Origin of the sequence: Yokenella regensburgei (assembly GCF_003634235.1) — a bacterium.
In the GTDB taxonomy this organism is placed as follows: Bacteria; Pseudomonadota; Gammaproteobacteria; order Enterobacterales; family Enterobacteriaceae; genus Yokenella; species Yokenella regensburgei.
On sequence record NZ_RBIZ01000003.1, the window covers coordinates 581,185 to 603,994 of the forward strand.

Genomic DNA, 22,810 nt, shown 5'->3' on the forward strand with positions numbered 1-22,810 from the left:
TTGAAGCATTCCCTTCAATGCGCACTTATGAAGGGTGTTCATAGACACAATCATTTTAGCCCCATTACTGACAATAATGACAATTGATATTCTGATGGTATCGGAAATAATTCTGAGTTATCAGAGGGTTTATCATGAAAATACTCGTTGCCGGGGCGACAGGAAGTGTTGGTCTTCATGTTGTGAATACCGCTATCGAAATGGGCCATCAGCCCATAGCGCTGGTCAGGAATAAGCACAAAGTAAAATGGCTACCTTGTGGAACGGATGTTTTTTATGGCGATGTTGCAATGCCCGAAACCCTCACCCATTTACCGAAAGATATTGATGCCATTATTTTTACGCTGGGTTCCGATGGTCAGGGACGTATTGGTGCCAGAGCGATAGATTACGGCGGCGTGCGTAATATTTTGCAGATATTCAAGGATACGCCGGTTCGCATCGCCTTAATGACCACCATTGGCGTGACCGAGCGGCTTGGTAGCTGGAATCAACGCACTGAGGTTCATGACTGGAAAAGGCGCGCCGAACGTCTGCTCAGAGCGAGTGGTCACCCCTATACCATCGTCAGACCCGGCTGGTTTGATTACAACAATGAGGATGAGCACAGAATCGTGATGCTGCAGGGCGATCGACGCCATACCGGTACGCCGGAAGATGGCGCGATCTCCCGGGCGCAAATCGCCCGGGTTCTGGTTAGTGCCCTGACCAACGACAAGGCCAAAAATAAAACGTTTGAGCTGGTGGCGATACGCGGCGAAGCACAGCAGGATCTTACTCCACTGTTTGCAGTCCTGCAGAGTGATGATCCACAAAAGAATGATGGAGTTTTAGATACAGACAATATGCCCCTCAGTGAAGAGCCTGAGTGCATTATTAACGAGCTGAACCGGTATTCAAAAAACTTAACGAATCTGATATCGTGAAAATCTCGTCTTATCGCAGCCAGCCTTAATATAAGCGCCCATCCTGGCGGGCCATTAGGTGACTAACCTTGCATATCGAAGCCTGATTTTTGAAAGTCTCGATATACCTCCGGATTAGCGAAGGCCGGGAATTTGGCATTCCGGGCCGCTGATTTTAACGCATCGCAATAGGCTTTATTACCGTTACTGGTTGATATGTTTGAAGCCGTGCCATCCTGTTCAAATTCGATATGCAATCTGCATTTCTTCCCCTTCCAGTTTTGTGGGGCAACAATTTTGGCATTGATTGCTGCTCTGATTGCACGCGCCTGCGCCCCCCATTCATCCTGATCGTCCCAGCGGCCAGAACTGCAGCTTCCAGTTGCCGTGGTCTTATGGCAGCCGGAAGGAGATAACGGTGCACAACCCGCAACCAGGCTGCCCACAACGGCCAGCATAGCGATTTTCTTTACTGTTTTAGACGGTCCCATGTCTTGCTCCCTCTGTCCACGCCTGTGGTATCTATCTTAGTAATAACTGAAGCAGCTGAACTACGATATACACCGTCGCTGCCGCTTGTATTGCCCGAAACCCCCATCTCAGATAGCGCCATTGATGGCGTTCTCTGGTATCAGCTTCTTCAATGGCGGGTTCATCCTGTTTTTTTTTCTTTGTCCTGAATACATCTATTACCCACAGGACGAGAATAACGATAATGATGGTTTTCTGAAGTAAGGGATTGACCACAAAGAGTGACTCCAGTCCGCTCCTGACGAAGGCAGAATAGATGAACCACCTTCACGTAGCTACCACCAAATGTAGGGGGAAAATTAATTTTTGTCCTGACTGGGCTTTGAAGTGAGTCAGGCCTTAGCCGGTTGCTCCGCTGCTGATGTACAGCACAGCACTGCAGTGCAAAACTTTTTATCGGGAGGTATGAGCGAACAGCGGACGTACCATAATCTTATCAGCTAACCTGACGAGCATTCCATTCATCACGGGTGATTTCCCAGAGTTCAGTATCCAGCAATCCGCTTACATACTCTTTCTTTTCAGTCCTGATGAGCCGCATGCCACTGCTCTGTGAAATACGTTTGGAACGGTTATTGAGAGCCGCTTTCGGCGCACGCAACACCGTCTTATGTAAGGAATTAAACCAATAATCTGTAGCTGCATTACAAGCTTCACGCATAAAGCCTTTGCCCTGATACTCCGGAGCTAACCAAAACCCTCGGTTATTATCCTCAACATCATACAGACAGATTAAACCTATCAGGTTGTCAGGCGTTTCACGATGTCTGATAGTCCAGAACCAGGCGATTCCATTTGCTATATCAGGCAAAGCAACGTTATTGACATAATTCTCGGCGCCATTATCCGGGTAGGGCCATGGTACTGATGAGACCATGTACCGAACAATCTCCCAGCGAGGATAGAGCATCTGAATTTGTGAGGCATCTTCTGAGGATAATGGTTTTAACAGTAAGCGTTCTGTATAGAGTATAGGTATTGGCATCCGCGCTTTCCCTTTCTGAGCTTGATGTCTATTACTGTTTTAGCCGTTCAATAGCTGTCTCAATGTATCCTGATGTACAGAGAAAATCCATGCAATTGAAAGTGTAGTTATCAAACGGTCAGGAGCAGCTTTTGGCACGAAGCGGTCATCTGACAGACCTGAAGGTCCGCTGTGAGCGAGGAGCGGACGTCGGTATGAAGTAAACAGACGCCCGTTAATATTACGCGGAAAGATTACTTAACCCGTTTCCCTGTTTCGTCAATGACCTTTTCGCCATCTTCTTTGGTAAAAGCGCTTTTCTGACCTTCAGGTAGAATATCCAGCACAATTTCTGAGGGACGACAAAGACGTGTGCCAAGCGGCGTCACGACAATCGGCCGATTAATCAGGATCGGATGCTGAAGCATAAAATCAATCAACTGCTCATCAGAGTATTTGTCTTCATCAAGCCCTAACTGCTCATAAGGTTCGACGTTCTTACGCAGCAATGCACGTACTGAAATACCCATATCAGAAATCAGTTTGCTAAGCTCATCACGAGTCGGGGGCGTATCGAGATAATAAATAATGGTTGGTTCGTTACCGCTGTTACGGATCATCTCCAGCGTGTTACGTGAGGTGCCACAGGCCGGGTTGTGATAGATGGTAATATTGCTCATATCAATATCTCACTACAAAGTGACAGAGAGCCGCCACGCCAGCGCGGCCAGAGTGACGAAAAGCACGGGCAGGGTCATGATTATGCCGGTGCGGAAGTAATATCCCCAGGTGATGGTCATGTTTTTCTGTGCCAGCACATGAAGCCACAACAGGGTTGCCAGGCTGCCTATCGGGGTGATTTTAGGACCTAAATCACAGCCAATCACATTGGCATAAATCATCGCCTCTCTGACGATGCCGGTCGCAGCACTTCCGTCAATGGACAATGCACCAATAAGCACCGTTGGCATATTATTCATCACAGACGACAGGAACGCTGTCAGGAAGCCGGTACCGAACGTGGCAACCCATAAACCTTTGTCTGCCAGCATATTGAGTACGGCAGAAAGATACTCAGTGAGTCCTGCGTTACGCAGGCCGTAAACGACCAGATACATACCCAGCGAGAAAATCACGATCTGCCAGGGCGCTCCGCGCAGCACTTTCCCGGTATTAATGGCATGGCCACGCTTTGCTACTACGAAAAGAACCGTAGCTCCAACGGCTGCTATCGCGCTAACAGGGATCCCCAACGGCTCCAGAACGAAGAAACCGACCAGCAGTAACAGCAAAACAACCCAGCCCGCCCTGAACGTTTCAGGATCTTTAATCGCACTGGCAGGTATCCTGAGCAGTGAAACGTCATATCTGGCCGGAATATCGCGGCGGAAGAAGAGATGGAGCATGACCAGCGTAGCTGTTATGGCCGCAAGGTTCACAGGGACCATCACGGAGGCGTACTGTGTAAAACCCAGGCCGAAGAAATCCGCCGAGACAATATTCACCAGGTTGGAAACTATCAGCGGCAGGCTGGCGGTATCAGCGATGAATCCTGCAGCCATGACAAAGGCCAGAGTCGTCGCCTGGCTGAACCCCAGTGCGAGCAGCATCGCAATCACTATCGGCGTCAGTATCAGTGCGGCACCGTCATTAGCAAACAGCGCAGCAACAGCAGCACCAAGCAGTACTATCCAGGTAAACAGCAGACGACCGCGCCCGTTACCCCATCGGGAAACGTGCAGTGCGGCCCATTCAAAGAAACCGGACTCATCGAGCAGCAGGCTGATGATGATCACCGCAATGAATGCCGCTGTTGCGTTCCAGACGATATTCCAGACTACGGGGATATCATGAATGTGGATAACCCCCGTTCCCAGCGCCAGTGCGGCTCCGATACTGGCGCTCCAGCCAATGCTGAGTCCTCTGGGCTGCCAGATGACCAGAACCAACGTCAGTATAAATATACTCCCTGCCAAAATCATTACTGGTTCCTTCACATATGGTTATATGTATGTGATATAAATTCTCAGCACGATGTGCAGGCTGATTGTGACAGCCATTTACCCACATCTTCTCTCAGACACTGCCAGGACGTTGTGATCGTCTCAGCCGCCCACGCTGGCATGTGGGGAGACAGGCGGTAGTGAATCCATTTGCCTTCCCGGCGGTCAAGCACCAGCTCTGCCTCACGTAAAATAGCCATATGGCGAGAAATTTTGGGCTGTGACTCAGTCGTGGCCGCGCATATATCGCATACACATAGTTCACCGGACTCCCGGAGAAGCATGACGATAGCAAGGCGGGTTTCATCCGACAGGATTTTAAAAAGCTGAACTGGCTGTAGCATTTTATACTCCGTTCCCTTTATCATTCACATATGATAAATCATATATGTTAATTTTGAAATCACCAAGATATCCCGGAGGAGTAATAATGGAACACTTTCCCGCACTGAACGCAGATTGCTTCGATCAGCAGATTGCTGAACGCCTGCAGCTCCAGGAACCGCCACGTATTCTGATTCTGTATGGCTCGGTAAGAGAGCGTTCCTACAGTCGTTTTGCAGCAGAAGAAGCGGGTCGTCTGCTGACGGCGATGGGGGCGGAAGTCAGGCTGTTTAATCCTTCAGGTTTACCCCTGCCGGATGATGCCCCGGATACGCACCCTAAAGTCATCGAGCTTCGCGGGCTGGTCAGATGGTGTGATGGAATGGTGTGGAGTTCTCCTGAGCGGCATGGGGCAATGAGTGCGGTGATGAAGGCACAGATCGACTGGATCCCGTTAAGTGAAGGCGCGGTTCGCCCTTCGCAGGGCAAAACCCTTGCGGTAATGCAGGTTTGTGGCGGCTCGCAGTCTTTTAATGCCGTGAACCAGATGCGTATTCTTGGGCGCTGGATGAGGATGTTCACTATCCCCAACCAATCATCAGTAGCCAAAGCCTGGCAGGAATTCGATGAAAACGGGCGGATGAAACCTTCGTCCTGGTATGATCGTATCGTCGATGTCACCGAGGAGTTGTTTAAAATCACGCTGCTGCTCAAGGGGCAAACCGGTTATCTTGCCGATCGCTACAGTGAGCGAAAAGAAAGCCATCAGGAGCTTTCATCCCGCGTCAATCAGGACAAAATATAACGTCCTCTCTTATTGTGCTCAAAAACGTCCGCTCCTGGCACAGGGCTGCTGTTGCAGCCCTGACAACCTTAGACTTCAATCGATTCAGATATCTCTAACGCATCATCGACTTCGATGCCCAGATAACGGACTGTGCTTTCCAGTTTCTTATGGCCCAACAGAAGTTGGATCACCCGGAGATTCTTGGTTTTCTTGTATATCAAGTAAGGTTTTGTTCTTCTCATGGAATGTGTGCTGTAAAGCGAAGCTTCGAGACCAAGCTTTTCTACCCACCCATGAAAAATTCGGCTGTATTGTCGGGTTGATATGTGCCGGTTAGTTCCGATCCGAGACCGAAACAAGAAGTCTTTGCTGTGCAAATTGCCAAGCTTTATCAATGCAGCAACAGCTTCTCTTGTCCCTTTGGTTATCTCAAATTGCACAGGGCTACCGGTTTTCTGTTGCAGCACCGTAGCTCTGCTTGAAACCGAGCTACCATATGCAACATCAGATACTTTGAGGCTCACCAGATCGCAGCCTCGTAGCTTACTGTCTAAGGCCATATTGAACAGAGCTAAATCACGCGTTTTACCTTCCAGTTCAAGCCGGATTCGAATCCCCCAGATATGAGATATCTGAAGTGGTCTTTTTTGGCCTATGATACGGTCTTTATTCCACGGTGACGTGTTCATACTCAAATCTCCTGCAATGTGGGAGATTTGAGTATGGTTGTCCCTTATGAGCGAACAGCGGACTTATCCGTACAAGGCTTACCATCCAGAAATGGAAGTTCCCCCAAAAGGAAAACACTCGCAAACCTTCTAGACAACCTTTTCCCGAGCATTTAGCCTGAATTAAAATTTTAATATCTGTCAGGCTAGTTCATTATGAAAAATGATATCAGAACCCTCGACCTTAACCTTCTTAAGGCACTTAATGCGTTACTGGATGAGGGAAGCGTGACTCGGGCTGCACAGCGGCTCTCCCTGACGCAGCCTGCCGTCAGTGGTATGCTTACCCGCTTGCGTGATTATTTTGGCGATCCACTCTTTGTTCGCACCAGTCACGGTATGGTCCCCACTCTGCGGGCCAACGAACTTGCTATGCCGGTAAAACAAATCCTCACCGATATCGCTATCCTGCTGAAACCAATGCAATTTGATCCCATGACGGCGGAACTGACTTATACCATCGTCGCAACGGACTATGCGCTTAAGGCCGTTGTCGTTCCGTTGATGGCTGCGCTGAAACAACGTGCGCCGCATATTAAAATTGCCGTGCGGCCTGTGGACAATGAGCGAATGTATCAGCAGTTGTCTCGGGGCGAAGTGGATCTTGCTTTGGTTACTCCGCAAACAACCCCCGATGACCTGCACGGAAGATCGCTCTATGAAGAAGCGTATGTCTGCGTAGCGCGAAGTCATCATCCTCTGGCAGCGAATTCGGAAATGACGCTCGAACAATTCTGCAAGCAGGAACATATTCTGGTGTCGACAGAAGGTCACTTTACCGGTGTAACAGATGAAGCACTGGCTCAGCTCAATCTGACACGACGAGTGGGCATGTCGGTTAATAGTTTTCAAGTGATACCGGATATATTGCGATTGACCGACATGATTGCCGTTGTGCCTCACCGCATGGTCCTGACTAACAACGATCTCATCATTCTCCCTTTGCCCCTGAAAGTACCTGGTTTTACCAAGAGCATGGCCTGGCATGAACGAACCCATCGTGACCCGGGTCATCAGTGGATTCGTGCTTTATGCGTAGAAGTTAGCCAACACCCTGGCCCCTGATATAATTTATCTTATTAAGAATATAAGTAATGACAATTAGTCTTATAACTCCATTGCGCCAATAATCACTGCCATCACGTTGTTGCCGTAACGGCACACGCAGTGCAATTCACTATCGCAATGGGAGAAATTGATGAACGCGATTAACTGGCCAGAAGGCTTTGTTCCGGGTTTTACCGATAACTTTGTTTCTAATGAAATGATCATCTCAGGTCTGAACGTCAATGATGTCTGGCCGCTACTGAGTCAGCCATTGCTATGGCCGGAATACTATAAAAATTCCGCCGATGTGCGCTTTTATGACAACAAAGGTCCAGAATTGGAAAATGGGGTTCGCTTCTACTTCAGCACGTTTGGTTTCCCAGTTGAAGCTCAGGTTGTGGAGTTTGTTCCACCTTCTGAAGGTAAACCTGCTCGTCTGGCATGGCACGGATGGGCCGGTGAAAAAGATACCGCTCAACGACTCGATGTCCATCATGCGTGGCTACTGGAGGACCTTTCCGGTCACAGGGTCCGTATCCTAACGCAGGAAACACAGAACGGAGTCCCGGCAAAAGATCTGGCAAATACCCGCCCGAACCCAATGCTTAATGGTCATCAGGAATGGCTTGACGGCCTGATTCGAGCAGCAAAGAAATAATAAACCGCTTTCCACAGTCATATCACTGAGGCTGCACTTCCCCGCAGCCTCAAGAATATTTGCCCGTTTGCTATTGCACTTGATTACAGGTAAATCATGTAACCCCCGCAAGTGACACCGCGCGGCCATATCTGTAATGTCCCCTCCTGGCACGAAGCGGACTAGTTATACAAGCAGAAGGTCCGCTGCGAGCGAAGAGCAGACCTTCTGCATCCCTGCTAACATTGGCTCTGAGCAATCGGAATTGAACTTAGCGATTCATTCTGAATTACCGACCACTTTTGCAGCAAGACTGATTTACCGTAACCCATTATCATAATTAGCCCTCCTCAAGGTACAAGCTAGAGGACTAATTTTAATGAAAGCTAGTTCTTGGTGACACTAATAGTTGTTGCAAACGGTGGATACGTTGATGTTGAATGAATTTCAGTATATGAAGCGACAACATTGCCGTTTTCATCTAATTGATTAAAAATATACTCATCATCGTCCCTTCCTTTTTTTGCACCTTTCTACTCCATAGATACCTGAACTAAAGAATGATTATCGGGTACAGCATATTCACGTTTGATGGTATCTGACATAATTTCACCATGAGGTATTTATTTCTGATGTACTGACAGCAAGCTATTTAGTAATGGGGGTAAAGTTAATTTTCCTTTTACCTAACTCTGCCTCCAATTCATCAACATATACAGGCCAGTCTGAGAAATAATCAGTGCCATAATACGCATACCCATTACCAAACTGCTGTGCAGCTTCCTTTTCTGTAGATGTCAGGCCACGATCGCTTTCATAAGCATTTGTAGCTGACTCATGGAATTTAGTTAGAGTTTTATCGCTGAAAGCTTTAAATTTATCTATAGAATTGCTCATGGTTCACATCTCCATATAATATTTAAAAAACACCACAAATAACCCACAATAACCTTACACCTATGGTTATAAAAAATCGAGATTTTTTACACATTTTTTTGATCACTACTGCCTAGCAGTGATGCACAGAGTATTTTCAATACCAATATTTTCAATGTACATCGCAATGATATTGAGTCTACGTTGAGCATCCCGCATGGATCCGTTTGGGAAACGGGCAATAATTCACGGTTGTCTTATTTATTGAACCAGATTACCTGTCGTAATGGGGTCTACTCCCGCGCTATAGACTAACCCTGGCTAGCATTTTTAGCCAATGTCATAAACTAAATGCAATACAGAATGCGCGATAATTTAAATGCGATAACCGCTGATGCAAGATCAATAAATTACTCACCAACGTTGGTAAAAGAATGCGCTTAACGAATGGAAGGGACTTCCCCTGAATATGCACCTGATTAACTCTTGTGCAATCATGAGGTAAACATATCCCCGGAGGGATTCGTTATGACCATTGCCACAATCGGTATTGATCTTGCTAAAAATGTGTTTTCTGTTCATGGTGTTGACCACAATGGCAAATCAGTTCTGGTCAAATCCAGAGTAACCCGTGCAGCTCTTCCCGGACTGATTGCTGATTTGCCTGTGTTATCCCCCAGATATGAGATATCTGAAGTGGTCTTTTTTGGCCGATTATGCGGTCTTTGTTCTACGGTGACTTGTTCATACTCAAATCTCCTGCAATGTGGGGGATTTAATTATGGTTGACCCTAATGAGCGATAAGCGGACATTTTCCTCCAGTCTGGTACATTTATAAATTACATGGTGCAGTTTTCACTGATACTTACAGTGTTAACTTGGTAATAAAGATTGCCACCACTTATTCAAAATGGAATGGGTCATAAAGTTGAATGTGTTTAAATTAATTGGCACATCTTCATTCAACCATGTTCCACCTAAGGTTGAACATGCTCTCGCTCGCTCAGCAGGATACCCATCCCATACTTCAGGATGGGAGCACATCGGCTCAGGAAATGGTTGTCCTCCATGTAATGCCTTAGAACGGTAGTTATATATTTTTTTAAAAGTTGCTGATAACGATTCTTTTCCCCAATCAATTCTTCCTGCTTTTGGCCTCACATGAGGTTCATCTGGAAGGAAATAGAGGCAAAAATCCACAAACTTCTTTGTTGCTCCAAATGAATCTTTAAACTCATTAGCAATAATAGAGATTAAATGTCTAAATTCATTGGTATCCAATTTTTCATATAATTCAGGCTTGGCATGTTTAAATCTATCTTCTTTAGACGCATTGGATTTTGCCCATTGACTGGCCGCGCATTCTAGGGCTGACACCATCAATAGCCAACTCATATTTGGAGATGACTCGCAGATCCATAATGCATTTTGATAGCTTCTGGCTGCTCTAATTAAATGGTTGAAATTCTTTTCACTTAAGAGATGTAAATTGTTAAGTACTTTAAGGTTAGTTATATCAATTTCTTTGATAGCATTAGGAACTATAGGTTTGTTATGTTTAAACTCTAAAACAGGAGGAAAAGAACTCTCCGCTTGGATCCTTCCGAAATCACCTGTGTAGTAATCATAGTGACGAGTAATTGACCCAGCATGAAAACGGACACCAAGCAATAAACTTGAAAGCGCAGCTATTTCATCATTATACCACCCACCATGATAATCCTTTGTATGACTCTGAGAACTAGAAAGGATCATATTGTTTAAGTCACTATACCACTTTGTGCGCACTGTAATTGAAGATGCAACAGTGGATTGTTTGGTTATCCTGGGCAACATATTCAGAAAACAATAAACTGAATCATCATCAACCGCCCCAATTGGTTGACTATCTGAATAGAGAGAAAACTCAGTAATAGACCGTAAGTCACTTCCTTGATGTGCCATCTTTAAGTTTTTGTAAGACAGTAGACTTGCATACATATGATTACTGGGCATTTTCACTTGATAAAATGTTAGTAGATAGTAGGAGAGAATCTAAGGGATTGTGTTTATAAACGCAAACAGTTGAGGAACTCATTCCCCCAAAAGTGAGCAGCTCCCCACAGATTTATGCAGATAGATGGCAACAATGTCCGTTCCTGGCACATTGCGGAAGGGCTAACTGCCCGGAGTAAGTGAGTAACGGATGTTTGCAAGCACTCTTACTGCTGACAATGATCGCATCCAAGATAAGATAGTTGGTGTCACTCAATCTATCCAAGGTACAGGTTCACCAATATAAGTGTGTGTGCAGCAACGACATGTCACCTTAACGTCATCTCTTGTGATTGAAAGGTTTACCTGTTGCAGAATTCCATTCTCATCAACAAACAGACCTGGGTAAAAACTGCTTTCACCAATGCAGACTAGATCCCTTCGCTGATGCTCATGTAGCGCGACCAACCAGAATACCGGCTCGGTGGTATCAAGACGTCCACATACTTCGCTGAATATTTCATTCCACGGCTTGCCAATCTCTTTGATCAGAAAATAAAACAATGGTGTGTAGTCTCGGCCACGCTTCTGTCTGCTATGCATTGTCTCGCGCTTTACCAGTAGCTCATCTCCGACTTTTTTACGATTGCGTTCCCAGCGATACTCAGCACCAGGATTATTAGAATGGTGCCGCGTAGTCGTGTTGACGCTGCGATACAGTTTACGGGACTTATTCAGTTGGTGAGTACGCATAACTCGATCTCGTGCATCCATTATTCTGTGAGTCAGTAACCCCTGCCGGAGCTAGATTCAATAGCTTATGACTGCATAAAAAATGGTCATGTTTATAGGCAGTCTCATTCTGCTGAAATATCTTCCCGCTGACAACTACCAAAAAGTCTGCTCTTGGCACGGCGTGGACGGATTCACTGAGCAGAAAGTCCACTGTGAGCGAAGAGCTGTCATGCTTCCCTATGGAACAGGTTCTCAATGATGGCATCACTTAATAATGAAGGGAAGCAAGCCGAATCATAACAGGAAAGCCCATTATACACGTGTATAATGGGCTTTCCTGTTATGACATGGCGAACTTAGCTGGAGGTCCGCAGTGAGCGAAGAGCGGAAGTTGCCATTATTCTTACATCTGAGCACTATATGACTTAAATTTTGATCAATAGATCAACTGGAAGCAGGTCACCACCTGCCAATGTTGCAGGTGATGAATTAATATATTATTAACAATACTTTATTGACTAAGGTATTTTTGAAAGTTCAACTTCAAAAGTTGAACTTTTAATTTTTAGAACATGGTCAACACTTTTATATAGTTGTCGCAATTTACTTACTGCGTTTGTGTCAACCCCTGACCAAGAATACGACTGGGTAAGGTTGATGAAAATTGCCTCGGAGTAAAAAGACTTCTTATTTTGATCTAGGGAGTTCATTCTTTCAATGATAATTTCCAAAAGATATGTTTTCTGTTTCTTCTGCAATTTGTCTGAAGTAATAATCAGACGCATCATTACCCCCAAGGTAATAGACGCATGATACTCTGGAGATTGCTTTATTTCATCCGTTGTCCAGCCATTATAGCAAAGGTATTCAGTTGCACCTACCCATGTATTGCAATTATGAATTAATTCATATATTAGATAATCAAATCGCGTGGGGAATTCTCTATTTATATCTATATCTTCTGATGTTTCATGGCTCTCAATGATTCCCTCAAGAAAATAACGATAGTACATGAGCCACATATGATCTTTTGAACGTTTGAATATGGCTGTTGATATCATGACATCGAAAAACACCAATCCAACGAAGATTGGGCATTCCCAGCGCTCATCGCTACTTGAAAAATAATTATCCGGTTGATTGTAAAAGTTAGAATTTCCTTTCTGCTTCTTTATATAGCTAACTACGTAATCACCTACAGGTTTCCATATTCCTATACTTATCGCCGTACGAATGTCATTTAAATAAAAATTAAGCAAGGCGTTACTCTCGTCGAGTGCATACTCCCCGGTATGTGAGCGATTTTGATTATCGCGCAGTTCCCTATACATAATGCTGTTTGGGTTGCATATTAAATAAGTAAAGAAATTTGTGTTATATTCATCCCTATCCCTAAACCATAAACAGGTAGCCTTCATTGCTATGTGAGGGTGAGTATCAATTAAATAATGGACGAAGGGTTTTGATTTTAGAAGTTTAGAGATATTTAATTGAATGGTTTCCTGATTTTTGTCTTCACAAGGGAAAAGCTTTGACAGAAATCTTCTGCTTTTTTTGAATCGTATTTTTTTTACTTTTTCCTTATCTATTATCATGGAAAATAACGAAGGGTTTAAGAAATTATGCACGCGAACATACCATTTTTTATTACTAATTATATCGAACAACTGCTCATGGTATTTATCAAAAAGATATCCAAGTTGTTCCATTTTTTTTGCGCGCATATACTTTTCTGAAACGCGGATCCAATTAGTAAGGTTTGCTTTTGGTATTCTTTTACCTAGGATCTTAAACCCAAAAACTGCAATTATAATGCAAAGGCAAGTAAAAGCCAATGTATCTTCGTTAAAACCTAGCACCCATGGGATCGGTTTTATCGGGAATATGCTTAGCAAAACCTTGGAATATATAACCACCAAAATTGTCGATATAAAAAAAATAATAAATATAATATTAAGTTTAGATAGACGTAATTTTAAATCAACTCGTCTCTCATCTGTTAAGAGAGTGTACCAGGCAATAAGTATGGCGAAGACTGCTAGTAAACCATTGGCACCCATTATAACCTCTGAATTAAGCTACATTTAAAGATTCATGATTTTTTAAAACTAGATGCTTATTGTAACAAATTCTGGTCGTTCACATCAGAATTATCTGCAGCATCCTGCACCATTAGTTTTAGTACTTCGCTGATACCTTCAACGTCCGCTCCTGGCATAGAGCCGACATACACTTCAAAAAAAGAACCCCGTATTTACGGGGTTCTGTCATTCAGTTCACAACGATGCGCCGTTGCTGGAGATCCGTTAGCAGATACCGCGACAGGTCGGTGAGGGCAGGGACCAGATGGCTGATGGCGCTCAGGGTATGGGCAATCTCCTGCGGTGAGGTGACTTCAGCAGTGGTTTTTGCGTTGCTGAGCACATTGCTCAGGACGGAAAGGCAGTGGCACAGGCCGTTGCGGCTTTCGTCGCAGCAGTACATTAGCGTCAGGCAGTCTTCATCGCTCATGTCATCAAAGCTGATGCCGGCAAGTGCGCCCGCCATCATGGAGTAGTGGATGTCTGAAGCAGGGAGTAAATCCGGGCAGGCTTCTGTGGTAGTATCGGCGTTAGCCATGGCATTACCTCGTTTAATGGTGTGGTCAGAGACCCGGTATGTGTTGCTGCACTGCCGGGTTTCGTTTTTTATTGCATAACACTGCGTCAATGCGGTGTAATTACAACATGACCATACTACGGATTTTGTAATTACAATGTCAACTGAAAAAAGTAAAACCGATCAGTATCAAATCAGACTGTCACATGAGTTCCGTGCTCAGCTGGAGGAGCAAGCTCGCATCGATGGCGATAAAACGCTGGCGACATGGCTGAAACGGATCCTGCGCAAAGAGCTGCACTCTCGCGGCATCGAGCCGAAGGGATAAACCACGCCCAAAGAGACTTCATTACTGCACCTTCCTTATGCGCTTGCGGTCCCAATCGTTATATAGTTGAATGCATAACGAATTGGCGCATGAAAGAGAGTCTCTATGAACCTGTATATGTTTTATGTCGGCGGGAATGCCGGAAAATCTAACATCGAAGTCCATGACATTCAGTTTGTGGCGGCCCGTGAGCCGCAAGAAGCCTGGCCTGCGCTAAGAGAAGCGTGGTTCGGCGATAGCGATAAGATTCATATCGATGGCTACCGCCGCGTGACGTGGGTTGATGGCCATGCGGTTACGCTCTCAGCGGAACCACCTGCATCAGCAAACCGGTTATTTTTTGTGAACGTCGGCGGCTACCGGCCCGATACGCTGGCAGAGTTACACGAATTTGACCTCTTTGTGGCAGAAGACGCGCAGCAGGCGAAGCAAAAAGCGCTACAAACCCTGCTGTGCGGCACTTCGCAGCAGCATAAAGACAACCTCAAAGACGTTGACGACTGCCTGCTGCTGGAAAAGGTGGGGGAGTTGTTCATTCATTTAACACCCTGTGCAACAGGGCAGCGTGATGAGCCAGAGTGGCAGGGGTATCAGCCGATTGGTGAATAACACCGGCGATGCCGTAAAGCCTGCTAACAGGCAGGGATGATGTGATAATCTACGCCAATCACTTTTTCACAGGTAATCCCGGCAATGGCTCTGATCCCTAAAAACTACGCGCGGCTGGAAAGCGGCTACCGCGAGAAGGCACTCAAAATCTATCCATGGGTATGCGGACGCTGCGCTCGCGAGTTTGTGTACTCAAACCTGCGTGAGTTAACCGTTCACCATATCGATCACGATCATACCAATAACCCGGAGGATGGCAGCAACTGGGAGCTTCTGTGCCTGTACTGCCATGACCACGAGCACTCGAAGTACACCGAGGCGGATCAATACGGTACAACCGTGGTTGCGGGTGAAGATGCACAAAAAGATGTGGGTGCCGCCACCTATAATCCCTTTGCCGATTTACAGGCGATGTTGAATAAGAAGAAGTAAATAAGGTCTGCCAGCCTCGTAATATTGAGCCGAGCAATTTACCCCTGTCTGAGCCTGCTTTCACGCAGGCTTTTGCTTTTATTTATGTGTTTAATGTTCCGGGTTTTTTATTATTCCAGGTTGAACATGTTAAACATTCCTAAAACATCCAGTGTAAATGCTTATCAATTGCTTTTTGAGTGGTGCATTATAATATTGCACTCCGTCGCCATGAAGGCGAACGGTCAGGAAAATACACTCAGTTAATTAAGGGAATTATATGAAACTTTCTACTGTTGTTGCATCTGCTGTACTGGCTGGTTTTAGCTTTGCGGCGAATGCGTCTGCGATTGATAACGTTGCCGTCTATGCGACCGAGAAAGCCAACGGCTCGATGTTCGTTGCAGGGAAAAGTGCATTTACTAAAACCTTTGATGTGACGATTGCTAACCTGTCCTCCGAAGAGGTGGACCTGTCCAGACTGTGCCTGAAAGCGTATACCGCGGATAACAAAGTGTTCAAGCTGGATACCGTTGATGAAACGCTCACCGAGGGTAAGCTGAAGGAAGGTAAACCGGTGAAGGGTATCGCGGTCTTTGCATCTGAAAAAGAAGATGTGATGAAAGCGGGGCTTATCAAGCTTACCGCTGACTGCAAATAATCGTAAGTCAGGGGCAGGCGTTTAGCCAGCCCCTGCCTGTTTACTGCACCTGCCAGACTCCCGTCGCGGCGGCTGCGGTGGTGTAGCGATTAAAATCGCGCGGTGCGCGGCCAAGCCCACGCTGCACGCCGTCGGTCAGCCGGGCGTTGCGCCCGTCCAGTACGGTGCTGAAGAGATAATCCAGCAGCGCCACCAGGTCTGCAGGCAGCTGCGCTTCACGCAGGTATGCCACATAATCTTCTACCGGTACCGGCTGATAGTGGATCTCACGCCCGCTCGCGGCGGCGATACGTGCGACGGCCTGCCTGAAGGTCAGCAGCTCCGGCCCGGTCAGTTCATACAGCGCGTTGCGATGCCCCGGCTGGGTGAGGGCGGCGATCGCCACTTCGGCAATATCATCCGCATCCACGAACGGCTCCGGGATCTCATCCGGCGGCAGCACTACGGTGCCTTCCAGCAGCGAATCCAGAATAAAACTCTCGCTGAAGTTCTGCATAAACCAGCTGGCGCGCAGCACCGTCCAGTCGGCACCGCTTTGCTGCACCACCTGTTCTGCCTGCTGTGCTTCCTCTTCTCCGCGCCCGCTCAGCAGCACGATTTTCTCCACGCCGCCGTCCACCGCCTGGCGACAAAACGCCTCGACGGTGGCCACCGCCCCCGGCACCGCCAGGTCGGGCTGATAGCTGAGATACACCTTTTTGACTCCCGCGAGGGCGGCAGGCCAGCTGGCGCTGTCTTCCCAGTCGAACGGAATGGCGGCGCCACGATGCCCCGGGCGCACTGCGAAGCCTGACTGCTGCAAACCTTCCACCACGCGACGACCTGTTTTGCCGGTGGCACCCAGAACCAGAATCGGTGAAGCACTTTCGTTACTGTTCATACCGTCTCTCCAGATGTGAGCATTGCTCATGTTTTTAAAATATGATAAACACTCATATTACTGTCAAGGTGGTTTTTGGCCGGGTGAGGGGATGCTGATGAATGACAAGCAAAAAAAAATTACGCCGCTGAGGCGTAAGCCCAGCCAGACGCGCAGCCGCGAGAAGGTGAAGCTTATTCTCGAATGCGCGGTGGCGCTGATTGCGCGTCAGGGCAGCGATGCGATGCGCATGAGCGAAGTGGCGCAGAACGCCGGGATCTCCATCGGCGCGCTGTATCAGTACTTTCCTGATAAAACCGCGATCGTGCGGATGCTGGCGCAGCGCTATAACCAGGAAGCACGGGTGTGCATTGAGCAGGGGCTGGCGCAGGCCGAAACGCTGCCGCAGCTGATGGCCGCGTTTAATACTCTCATCGACGAATATTACGCGCTGTTTATCGCCGAACCGGTGATGCGTGACATCTGGGCGGCAACCCAGACCAGCCAGGCACTGCGGGAAGAAGAGGTGGCGGAGAGCCGTTTAAACGGGGCGCTGCTGGCGGCGGCGATCCTGCGCCTGCGGCCTGAGGCCCGCCGCGAACAGGTGGAGCAGGACGCCTTCCTGCTGATGCACCTCGGCGAAGCGACCATGCGTCTTGCGGTCAGCACCGGCCCGCAGGAGGGACAGACGCTGGTGGAAAGCTATAAGCGAATGGCAGAAACGATGCTGGCGGAAACCGGAAGGTAACCGCCAGCGGTGAGATTATCCCACCTGAATCGGCGCGGTGGCCTCAAACAGCCACGGGCGCGCGCTGCTCTCCACGCGCGGCGAGAGGGTTTCCCGCACCTGCAGGTGATAGTCGTTGATCCAGTGCTTCTCCTGAGAGTTCAACAGGTTGAAATCAACCTGGCTTAAGTCAATCGGGATAAGCGTCAGCGACGCAAAGCGGCAGAATCCCGGGCGTGAGGCGACAATCTCTACCTGGTTTTCAATGCGGATCCCGTACTGATCTGCCAGGTAATAGCCCGGTTCGATGGTCATGATATTACCGGCGGTGAGCGGCCACGGACTGACCTTCTTCGCAATACGCTGCGGGCCTTCGTGGATAAGCAGCTGATGCCCCACGCCGTGCCCGGTACCGTGGTCGAAATCGAGACCCAGCTCCCACAGCGGGCGGCGGGCGAAGGCGTCAAGCTGGTGGCCCTGCGTACCGTCCGGGAACTGCAGGGTGATGAGCGACAGGAAGCCCTTCAGCACCGCGGTATAGTGCAGACGGCGCTGCGGCTCCTGCGGGCCATAGGCCAGCGTACGGGTGGCGTCGGTGGTGCCGTTGCTGTACTGGCCGCCGGAGTCGTTCAGGTAGAAGTTAGCGCTGGTGATGGCGGCGTTGGTGGCTTCGCTTGAGTGGTAGTGGCACATAGCCGCGTTGCTCGCGGAGGCGGAAATAGTGCCGAAGCTCTGCTCGATAAACCCTTCCTGCTGTTCACGAAACGCCAGCTGTCTGGCCTGGGCTTCAAGCTCGGTCAGCGGGTTGCCCGCGGCTTCACGGGCCGGAACCTCATGCGCCAGCCAGGCCAGAAAATTCACCCACGCCGCGCCGTCTTTACGGTGGCTGTCGCGATAGCCTTCCAGCTCAACGTCGTTTTTGTGCGCCTTGATGAAGGTCACCGGGTCGTGCTGCCAGATAACGCTGCCGCCGTGTTCTTCCACCGCAAAGCGCAGGGCCACCGGCGAGTAGTCGGTATCAAGGCAGATATGTTTACCACGGGCGAGGGCGCTGAGGCGCGGCACAAAGTTGTCCATCGGCAGGATAGTGAGCGACGCGAGCAGGCTTTGCGGCAGGTTCGTGGTTTTTTCTTCGTTGACGAACCACTCCACGTCGCCGTTGCGGCCGAGCAGCGCGAAGGAGAGCGTCACCGGGCTATGGGTGATATCCGCGCCGCGAATGTTCAGCAGCCAGGCAATGTTGTCCGGCTGGGTGATGGCGAGGTAGTCTGCACCGCTCTGCTCAAGCTCCACCGCGACCCGGGCGCGTTTGGCACTGCTGCTTTCGCCGCTGATGCTGTCCGGCATCAGGCGGAATGGGGCCTTTGGCGGTGCCGGGCGGTCGTGCCAGATGGCGTTGAACGGGCACTCGGCCAGCGGAACCAGCTCGCAGTGGGTCTCTTTCAGCCCTTCATACTGGCTGTTGACCATTAGCATCGGGTCAAAGGCAATGCGGCTACCGGCAGGCACGAGGGTGTTGAGAAGCGCTTCCAGCGGCTCATTATGCAGATGGTGGATCTCCCAGGCGCTTAAATCCACCTCATTGCGCACCTGTACCTGATAGCGGCCATCAACAAAAATCAGCGCTTTGTCGCGCAGCACCAGCGCCTGCCCGGCAGAGCCGGTGAAACCGGTAAGCCAGGCCAGACACTCGTCGTGCGGCGCGCTGTACTCACTTTGAAACGCATCGGCGCGGGGAACAATCATCCCGTCCAGATTCTGTGCCTGTAGCAGAGAACGCAGGGCGGAGAGCGGGCTCGTTGTTGTCATTATTTCTCCAGTGGATCAGCGGAACGGTGGTTCGTTAAAGGTACGTAATTTACGGGAATGCAGGCGTTCACCCTCGGCGCGCAGCAGATCGATGGCACGAATGCCAATCTGCAGGTGCTCGGAAATCGCGCCTTCATAGAAACGGTTAGCCTGGCCCGGGAGCTTAATCTCCCCGTGCAGCGGCTTATCAGAGACGCACAGCAGGGTGCCGTAGGGGACGCGGAAGCGATAACCCTGAGCGGCGATGGTGGCGCTTTCCATATCGATTGCCACCGCGCGGCTCAGGTTAAAGCGCAGCGCCGAGGCCGAGTAGCGCAGCTCCCAGTTGCGATCGTCGGTGGTCACCACGGTGCCGGTGCGCAGACGTTGTTTGACCTCTTCGCCCGGCATGCCGCTGACCTGTTTGGTGGCGTCGTACAGCGCGCGCTGCACTTCGGCGATGCTCGGAATCGGGATATCCGGCGGCAGTACGGCATCCAGTACGTGGTCGTCGCGCAGATACGCGTGCGCCAGCACGTAATCGCCAATCATCTGGCTCTCACGCAGGCCGCCGCAGTGGCCAATCATCAGCCAGACGTCCGGGCGCAGCACCGCCAGATGGTCACAGATCGTTTTCGCGTTCGCCGGACCCACGCCGATGTTAACCAGAGTGATACCCTGACCGTCTTTGGTGATGAGGTGCCAGGCGGGCATCTGGTGTTTCTTCCACGCCAGATCGGAAATCGCCTGTTCGGGGGCTTCGGTTTCAGCGGTTATCCAGATCCCTCCGGCGCAGGAAAGCGCAATGTACGGACTCTCCGGATCGAGGATTTGGTTACAGCCCCAGCGCACGAACTCGTCGACGTAGCGGGTGTAGTTGGTGAACAGTACGAACGGCTGGAAATGCTCGACCGGCGTGCCGGTATAGTGGCGCAGGCGCGCCAGCGAGAAATCAACGCGGCGGGCATCAAAATGCGACAACGGATAGAACTCACCTGGATGGAACAGGCCATCCGCCGTTTCATCACCAATCTGTGAGAGTTCGGTGGTCGGGAAATGGCGGGTCAGCCCGGCGCTCATCGAGCGGTCAAGGGCCAGCGTTGAGCCATCAATCACATACGGGTAGGGGATCTCGTGCTGAGAAAGTCCGACGGAAATGTGCGCGCCGTAGTCCTGGTACAGCAGGTTTAACTGCTCAGCGAGATAGGCGCGAAACAGCGCAGGGTGGGTGATGGTCGTGGTGTAGCACCCGGCGTGGGTGAAGCGGGCGAAGGCACGGGTTTTTTGCGCGCTGCCGGCGGAGCCATCCCAGGAGACGGAGAGCTCAGGGTAGACAAACAAACCGCGGGCGCGGGCGTCGGCGTCCGGCAGGGTGCTGTGATTAATGTAGTCGCCGATGGCGCTACGCAGCGCACTGACCGATTTATCATACAGCGCTTCGAGTTGTTCCAGCGCTTGCTCAGGGGTCAGACTGGCACCCAATGTGTTCATCATTCACTCCTTGTTTTCAGCTGTGCTGCTCTACCGATAGTATGTCAGCGGCGGGCGAAACAAAAGCTGAGAGAAGGAAGAATCAGAAAAGGCGAATCAGCCCGACAGAGGAGGTTATCGGGCCTGAAAAGTGAGTGGGAATTATTGCTCTGGCGCGGTTTCTGCCAGGTTTGTTTTCTCTTTTTCCAGCAGCCGTGAAGCCAGTACGCCGGACATCATCGAGCCGTTGACGTTAAGCGCGGTACGCGCCATATCCACCACCGGTTCAATGGCGATAAAAATCCCCACCAGCGCCACCGGGAAGTTGAGCGTCGAGAGCACAATCAGCGCGGCAAAAGTACCGCCACCGCCGACGCCCGCCACGCCAATCGAGCCCAGCGCAATGGCGGGCAGCATGGCGGCTAGGAAGGTGAGAGACAGCGGATCGATACCAATAGTCGGCGCAATCATCGCCACCATCACCGCCGGATAGATCCCCGCACAGCCGTTCTGCCCCATGCTGGAGCCAAACGATGCGGCGATATTGGCAATGGTATTTGGCACCCCGCATTTTTCCTGGGCGGCGATCGCCAGCGGAATAGACGCGGCGCTGCTGCGGGAGACAAACGCAAAGGTCAGCGCGGGCCACACGGTTTTGTAATACTGCACCGGGTTCTTCCCGGCGAGGATCAGCAGAATGCCGTGGACAATAAACATCATCAGCACCGCCAGGTAGCAGGCACCGATAAAGCCGAGCAGGCTGGCGAACTGCTCCAGGCGATAGGTGGAGAACACCTTCGCCATCAGCGCCATTACCCCGTACGGCGTTAACGCAATGACGATGCGCACCATTTTCATCACCCAGAACTGCACCGCGTTGATCCCGGCGCTCAGTCTGGCCCCTTCTTCCGGCGCCTCTTTTTTCACCTTCAGCAGTGCGACGCCCGCAAGCAGGGTAAAGATGACGATCCCGATAACCGAAACGCTGCGCGCCCCGGTCAGATCAAGGAACACGTTGGTCGGGATAAGCGAGGTAATCAGCTTCGGCAGCGATACCGCCCCGGTTTTAGCAACATCATCGGCGGTGAGCGTTGACTGTAAATGCGCAAACGCGCTGGCATCAAGGCCGATGGTGTGGGCGGTCAGCAGGCCGATAAACCCGGCCACCATCACCAGGCACAGCATACAGCCCACGATGGTCAGCGACATTTTGCCGATCCCGGCGCTGTTTTCGAGCTTGTTAATAGCGGAGAGAATCGAAATAAAGATAAGCGGGATCGCGACCAGTTTCAGCAGATTCACATAGCCGTTGCCGACAACGCTGTACCACTCAATAACCGACTGGTTGTGCTCCATCGGCAGCAGATGCAGAGAAAGCCCCAGCAGGGCACCGAGGAAAATGGCGATAAAAACGCTTTTTGAGAGAGACGCGCTGCGCTTGTCGATTTTGTAAACGCCGTAGCAGCAAACAAGGAAGACCGCGATATACGCGAGAGTGATGAACATAGATGTAGCCTCTTGCCCCATTCAGCACCTGAAATGCCGGAAAGAGATTGTTTTCATTGAAGTAAACCTGAGCTGCAAACCAGCGTCAGAACCGCCAGGGATTATAAGGCGTTAAATTTCAATTCACTATCAATAGCAGGGATATTATGCGGAAAATTGTAACGAAGGGCGCATTTTCGGAGGCTAATAGCAAGCCGCATGGCGGGTAAGGGCACCTGTTACCTGTCACCACCTCCCCACGTTTATGCGGGCCGTCACGCAAAGCGATGAGTCGTTTTCAGCTTCTGTCATCAATGGCTGGAATGCGCTATCCATTTGCCAAAAATGCCACATGCATTTCC

The 22,810-nt window shown here is 49.7% G+C and carries 25 protein-coding genes and 1 pseudogene; 10 read left to right on the forward strand and 16 right to left on the reverse strand.

Features of this window, described 5'->3' with window-relative positions; all coding sequences use genetic code 11:
- The first annotated feature begins 134 nt into the window (after nucleotides 1-134).
- Entirely contained in the window at nucleotides 135-926 is a 792-nt protein-coding gene (locus C7387_RS02775) for an SDR family oxidoreductase (RefSeq protein ID WP_120815993.1), read from the forward strand.
- Between the two features lie 62 nt (nucleotides 927-988).
- Here C7387_RS02775 and C7387_RS02780 read toward each other — a convergent pair whose 3' ends face one another.
- The 6 genes from C7387_RS02780 to C7387_RS02805 form a co-directional block, all read right to left on the reverse strand.
- A complete protein-coding gene (locus C7387_RS02780; protein WP_120815994.1) occupies nucleotides 989-1,396 on the reverse strand; it encodes a cell envelope integrity TolA C-terminal domain-containing protein in 408 nt (135 codons plus the stop codon).
- A gap of 31 nt (nucleotides 1,397-1,427) precedes the next feature.
- Entirely contained in the window at nucleotides 1,428-1,652 is a 225-nt protein-coding gene (locus tag C7387_RS23305; protein ID WP_038256618.1) for a hypothetical protein, read from the reverse strand.
- 220 nt (nucleotides 1,653-1,872) lie between these two features.
- A complete protein-coding gene (locus tag C7387_RS02790) occupies nucleotides 1,873-2,421 on the reverse strand; it encodes a GNAT family N-acetyltransferase (RefSeq protein WP_120815995.1) in 549 nt (182 codons plus the stop codon).
- A gap of 233 nt (nucleotides 2,422-2,654) precedes the next feature.
- Nucleotides 2,655-3,080: a glutaredoxin-dependent arsenate reductase gene (arsC, locus tag C7387_RS02795; protein ID WP_120815996.1), complete on the reverse strand. Its 426-nt coding sequence runs from the start codon at nucleotides 3,078-3,080 to the stop codon at nucleotides 2,655-2,657.
- 12 nt (nucleotides 3,081-3,092) lie between these two features.
- Nucleotides 3,093-4,382 carry an arsenic transporter gene (locus C7387_RS02800; protein ID WP_120815997.1) on the reverse strand — a complete coding sequence of 430 codons (1,290 nt, stop codon included), beginning with the start codon at nucleotides 4,380-4,382 and terminating at the stop codon, nucleotides 3,093-3,095.
- 44 nt (nucleotides 4,383-4,426) lie between these two features.
- Nucleotides 4,427-4,747, reverse strand: a complete 321-nt coding sequence (locus tag C7387_RS02805; protein ID WP_006818636.1) for a transcriptional regulator — start codon at nucleotides 4,745-4,747, stop codon at nucleotides 4,427-4,429.
- A gap of 86 nt (nucleotides 4,748-4,833) precedes the next feature.
- Between C7387_RS02805 and arsH the strand changes: the two genes are divergently transcribed.
- On the forward strand, nucleotides 4,834-5,532 hold the full coding sequence (gene arsH / locus C7387_RS02810) for an arsenical resistance protein ArsH (RefSeq protein WP_120815998.1): 699 nt from the start codon (nucleotides 4,834-4,836) through the stop codon (nucleotides 5,530-5,532).
- 68 nt (nucleotides 5,533-5,600) lie between these two features.
- Here the strand turns inward: arsH and C7387_RS02815 are convergent, their stop codons facing one another.
- Nucleotides 5,601-6,203 (reverse strand): site-specific integrase, encoded by a 603-nt coding sequence (locus tag C7387_RS02815; RefSeq protein ID WP_024906933.1) that lies wholly within the window; start codon nucleotides 6,201-6,203, stop codon nucleotides 5,601-5,603.
- Between the two features lie 195 nt (nucleotides 6,204-6,398).
- On the opposite strand from C7387_RS02815, the gene C7387_RS02820 reads away from it, so the two are divergent.
- Both C7387_RS02820 and C7387_RS02825 read left to right on the forward strand, forming a co-directional pair.
- Nucleotides 6,399-7,307: a LysR family transcriptional regulator gene (locus C7387_RS02820; protein WP_006820649.1), complete on the forward strand. Its 909-nt coding sequence runs from the start codon at nucleotides 6,399-6,401 to the stop codon at nucleotides 7,305-7,307.
- Nucleotides 7,308-7,440: 133 nt separating this feature from the next.
- Nucleotides 7,441-7,947: an SRPBCC family protein gene (locus tag C7387_RS02825; RefSeq protein ID WP_006820650.1), complete on the forward strand. Its 507-nt coding sequence runs from the start codon at nucleotides 7,441-7,443 to the stop codon at nucleotides 7,945-7,947.
- Nucleotides 7,948-8,574: 627 nt separating this feature from the next.
- On the opposite strand, the gene C7387_RS02835 is transcribed toward C7387_RS02825, so the two are convergent.
- Nucleotides 8,575-8,823 (reverse strand): hypothetical protein, encoded by a 249-nt coding sequence (locus C7387_RS02835; protein WP_120815999.1) that lies wholly within the window; start codon nucleotides 8,821-8,823, stop codon nucleotides 8,575-8,577.
- A gap of 507 nt (nucleotides 8,824-9,330) precedes the next feature.
- On the opposite strand from C7387_RS02835, the pseudogene C7387_RS02840 reads away from it, so the two are divergent.
- Nucleotides 9,331-9,468: pseudogene (locus tag C7387_RS02840) on the forward strand (IS110 family transposase); the annotation flags it as partial.
- A 208-nt stretch (nucleotides 9,469-9,676) separates the two neighbouring features.
- On the opposite strand, the gene C7387_RS02850 reads toward C7387_RS02840, so the two are convergent.
- From C7387_RS02850 to C7387_RS02865, 4 genes are all read right to left on the reverse strand, one after another.
- The gene (locus C7387_RS02850) at nucleotides 9,677-10,747 is read right to left on the reverse strand and encodes a hypothetical protein (RefSeq protein WP_244922333.1); all 1,071 of its coding nucleotides are present in this window, start codon (nucleotides 10,745-10,747) and stop codon (nucleotides 9,677-9,679) included.
- A gap of 303 nt (nucleotides 10,748-11,050) precedes the next feature.
- Nucleotides 11,051-11,530, reverse strand: a complete 480-nt coding sequence (locus C7387_RS23075; RefSeq protein ID WP_120816714.1) for a hypothetical protein — start codon at nucleotides 11,528-11,530, stop codon at nucleotides 11,051-11,053.
- Nucleotides 11,531-12,030: 500 nt separating this feature from the next.
- Entirely contained in the window at nucleotides 12,031-13,572 is a 1,542-nt protein-coding gene (locus C7387_RS02860) for a hypothetical protein (RefSeq protein WP_120816001.1), read from the reverse strand.
- 211 nt (nucleotides 13,573-13,783) lie between these two features.
- Entirely contained in the window at nucleotides 13,784-14,131 is a 348-nt protein-coding gene (locus C7387_RS02865; RefSeq protein WP_006820669.1) for a hypothetical protein, read from the reverse strand.
- A 136-nt stretch (nucleotides 14,132-14,267) separates the two neighbouring features.
- Here C7387_RS02865 and C7387_RS22980 point away from each other — a divergent pair, with 136 nt between their 5' ends.
- From C7387_RS22980 to C7387_RS02880, 4 genes are all read left to right on the forward strand, one after another.
- On the forward strand, nucleotides 14,268-14,438 hold the full coding sequence (locus tag C7387_RS22980; protein ID WP_006820668.1) for a hypothetical protein: 171 nt from the start codon (nucleotides 14,268-14,270) through the stop codon (nucleotides 14,436-14,438).
- Nucleotides 14,439-14,543: 105 nt separating this feature from the next.
- On the forward strand, nucleotides 14,544-15,047 hold the full coding sequence (locus tag C7387_RS02870; RefSeq protein ID WP_120816002.1) for a DUF1543 domain-containing protein: 504 nt from the start codon (nucleotides 14,544-14,546) through the stop codon (nucleotides 15,045-15,047).
- Between the two features lie 84 nt (nucleotides 15,048-15,131).
- Nucleotides 15,132-15,479 carry an HNH nuclease YajD gene (gene yajD / locus C7387_RS02875; RefSeq protein WP_006820666.1) on the forward strand — a complete coding sequence of 116 codons (348 nt, stop codon included), beginning with the start codon at nucleotides 15,132-15,134 and terminating at the stop codon, nucleotides 15,477-15,479.
- A gap of 259 nt (nucleotides 15,480-15,738) precedes the next feature.
- Entirely contained in the window at nucleotides 15,739-16,119 is a 381-nt protein-coding gene (locus C7387_RS02880; RefSeq protein ID WP_120816003.1) for a DUF4354 family protein, read from the forward strand.
- 40 nt (nucleotides 16,120-16,159) lie between these two features.
- On the opposite strand, the gene C7387_RS02885 is transcribed toward C7387_RS02880, so the two are convergent.
- Nucleotides 16,160-16,999, reverse strand: a complete 840-nt coding sequence (locus tag C7387_RS02885; protein ID WP_040903709.1) for an NmrA family NAD(P)-binding protein — start codon at nucleotides 16,997-16,999, stop codon at nucleotides 16,160-16,162.
- Nucleotides 17,000-17,096: 97 nt separating this feature from the next.
- Here C7387_RS02885 and C7387_RS02890 point away from each other — a divergent pair, with 97 nt between their 5' ends.
- A complete protein-coding gene (locus tag C7387_RS02890) occupies nucleotides 17,097-17,726 on the forward strand; it encodes a TetR/AcrR family transcriptional regulator (RefSeq protein ID WP_120816715.1) in 630 nt (209 codons plus the stop codon).
- A gap of 15 nt (nucleotides 17,727-17,741) precedes the next feature.
- Here C7387_RS02890 and C7387_RS02895 read toward each other — a convergent pair whose 3' ends face one another.
- The 3 genes from C7387_RS02895 to C7387_RS02905 all read right to left on the reverse strand — a co-directional run bounded on the left by C7387_RS02895 (nucleotide 17,742) and on the right by C7387_RS02905 (nucleotide 22,469).
- The gene (locus C7387_RS02895) at nucleotides 17,742-19,514 is read right to left on the reverse strand and encodes an aminopeptidase P family protein (RefSeq protein ID WP_120816004.1); all 1,773 of its coding nucleotides are present in this window, start codon (nucleotides 19,512-19,514) and stop codon (nucleotides 17,742-17,744) included.
- A 15-nt stretch (nucleotides 19,515-19,529) separates the two neighbouring features.
- Nucleotides 19,530-20,984, reverse strand: coding sequence for an AMP nucleosidase (locus tag C7387_RS02900; RefSeq protein WP_038256631.1), 1,455 nt, complete (start codon nucleotides 20,982-20,984; stop codon nucleotides 19,530-19,532).
- Nucleotides 20,985-21,125: 141 nt separating this feature from the next.
- A complete protein-coding gene (locus tag C7387_RS02905; protein WP_038256633.1) occupies nucleotides 21,126-22,469 on the reverse strand; it encodes a cation:dicarboxylate symporter family transporter in 1,344 nt (447 codons plus the stop codon).
- Nucleotides 22,470-22,810: the final 341 nt, after the last annotated feature.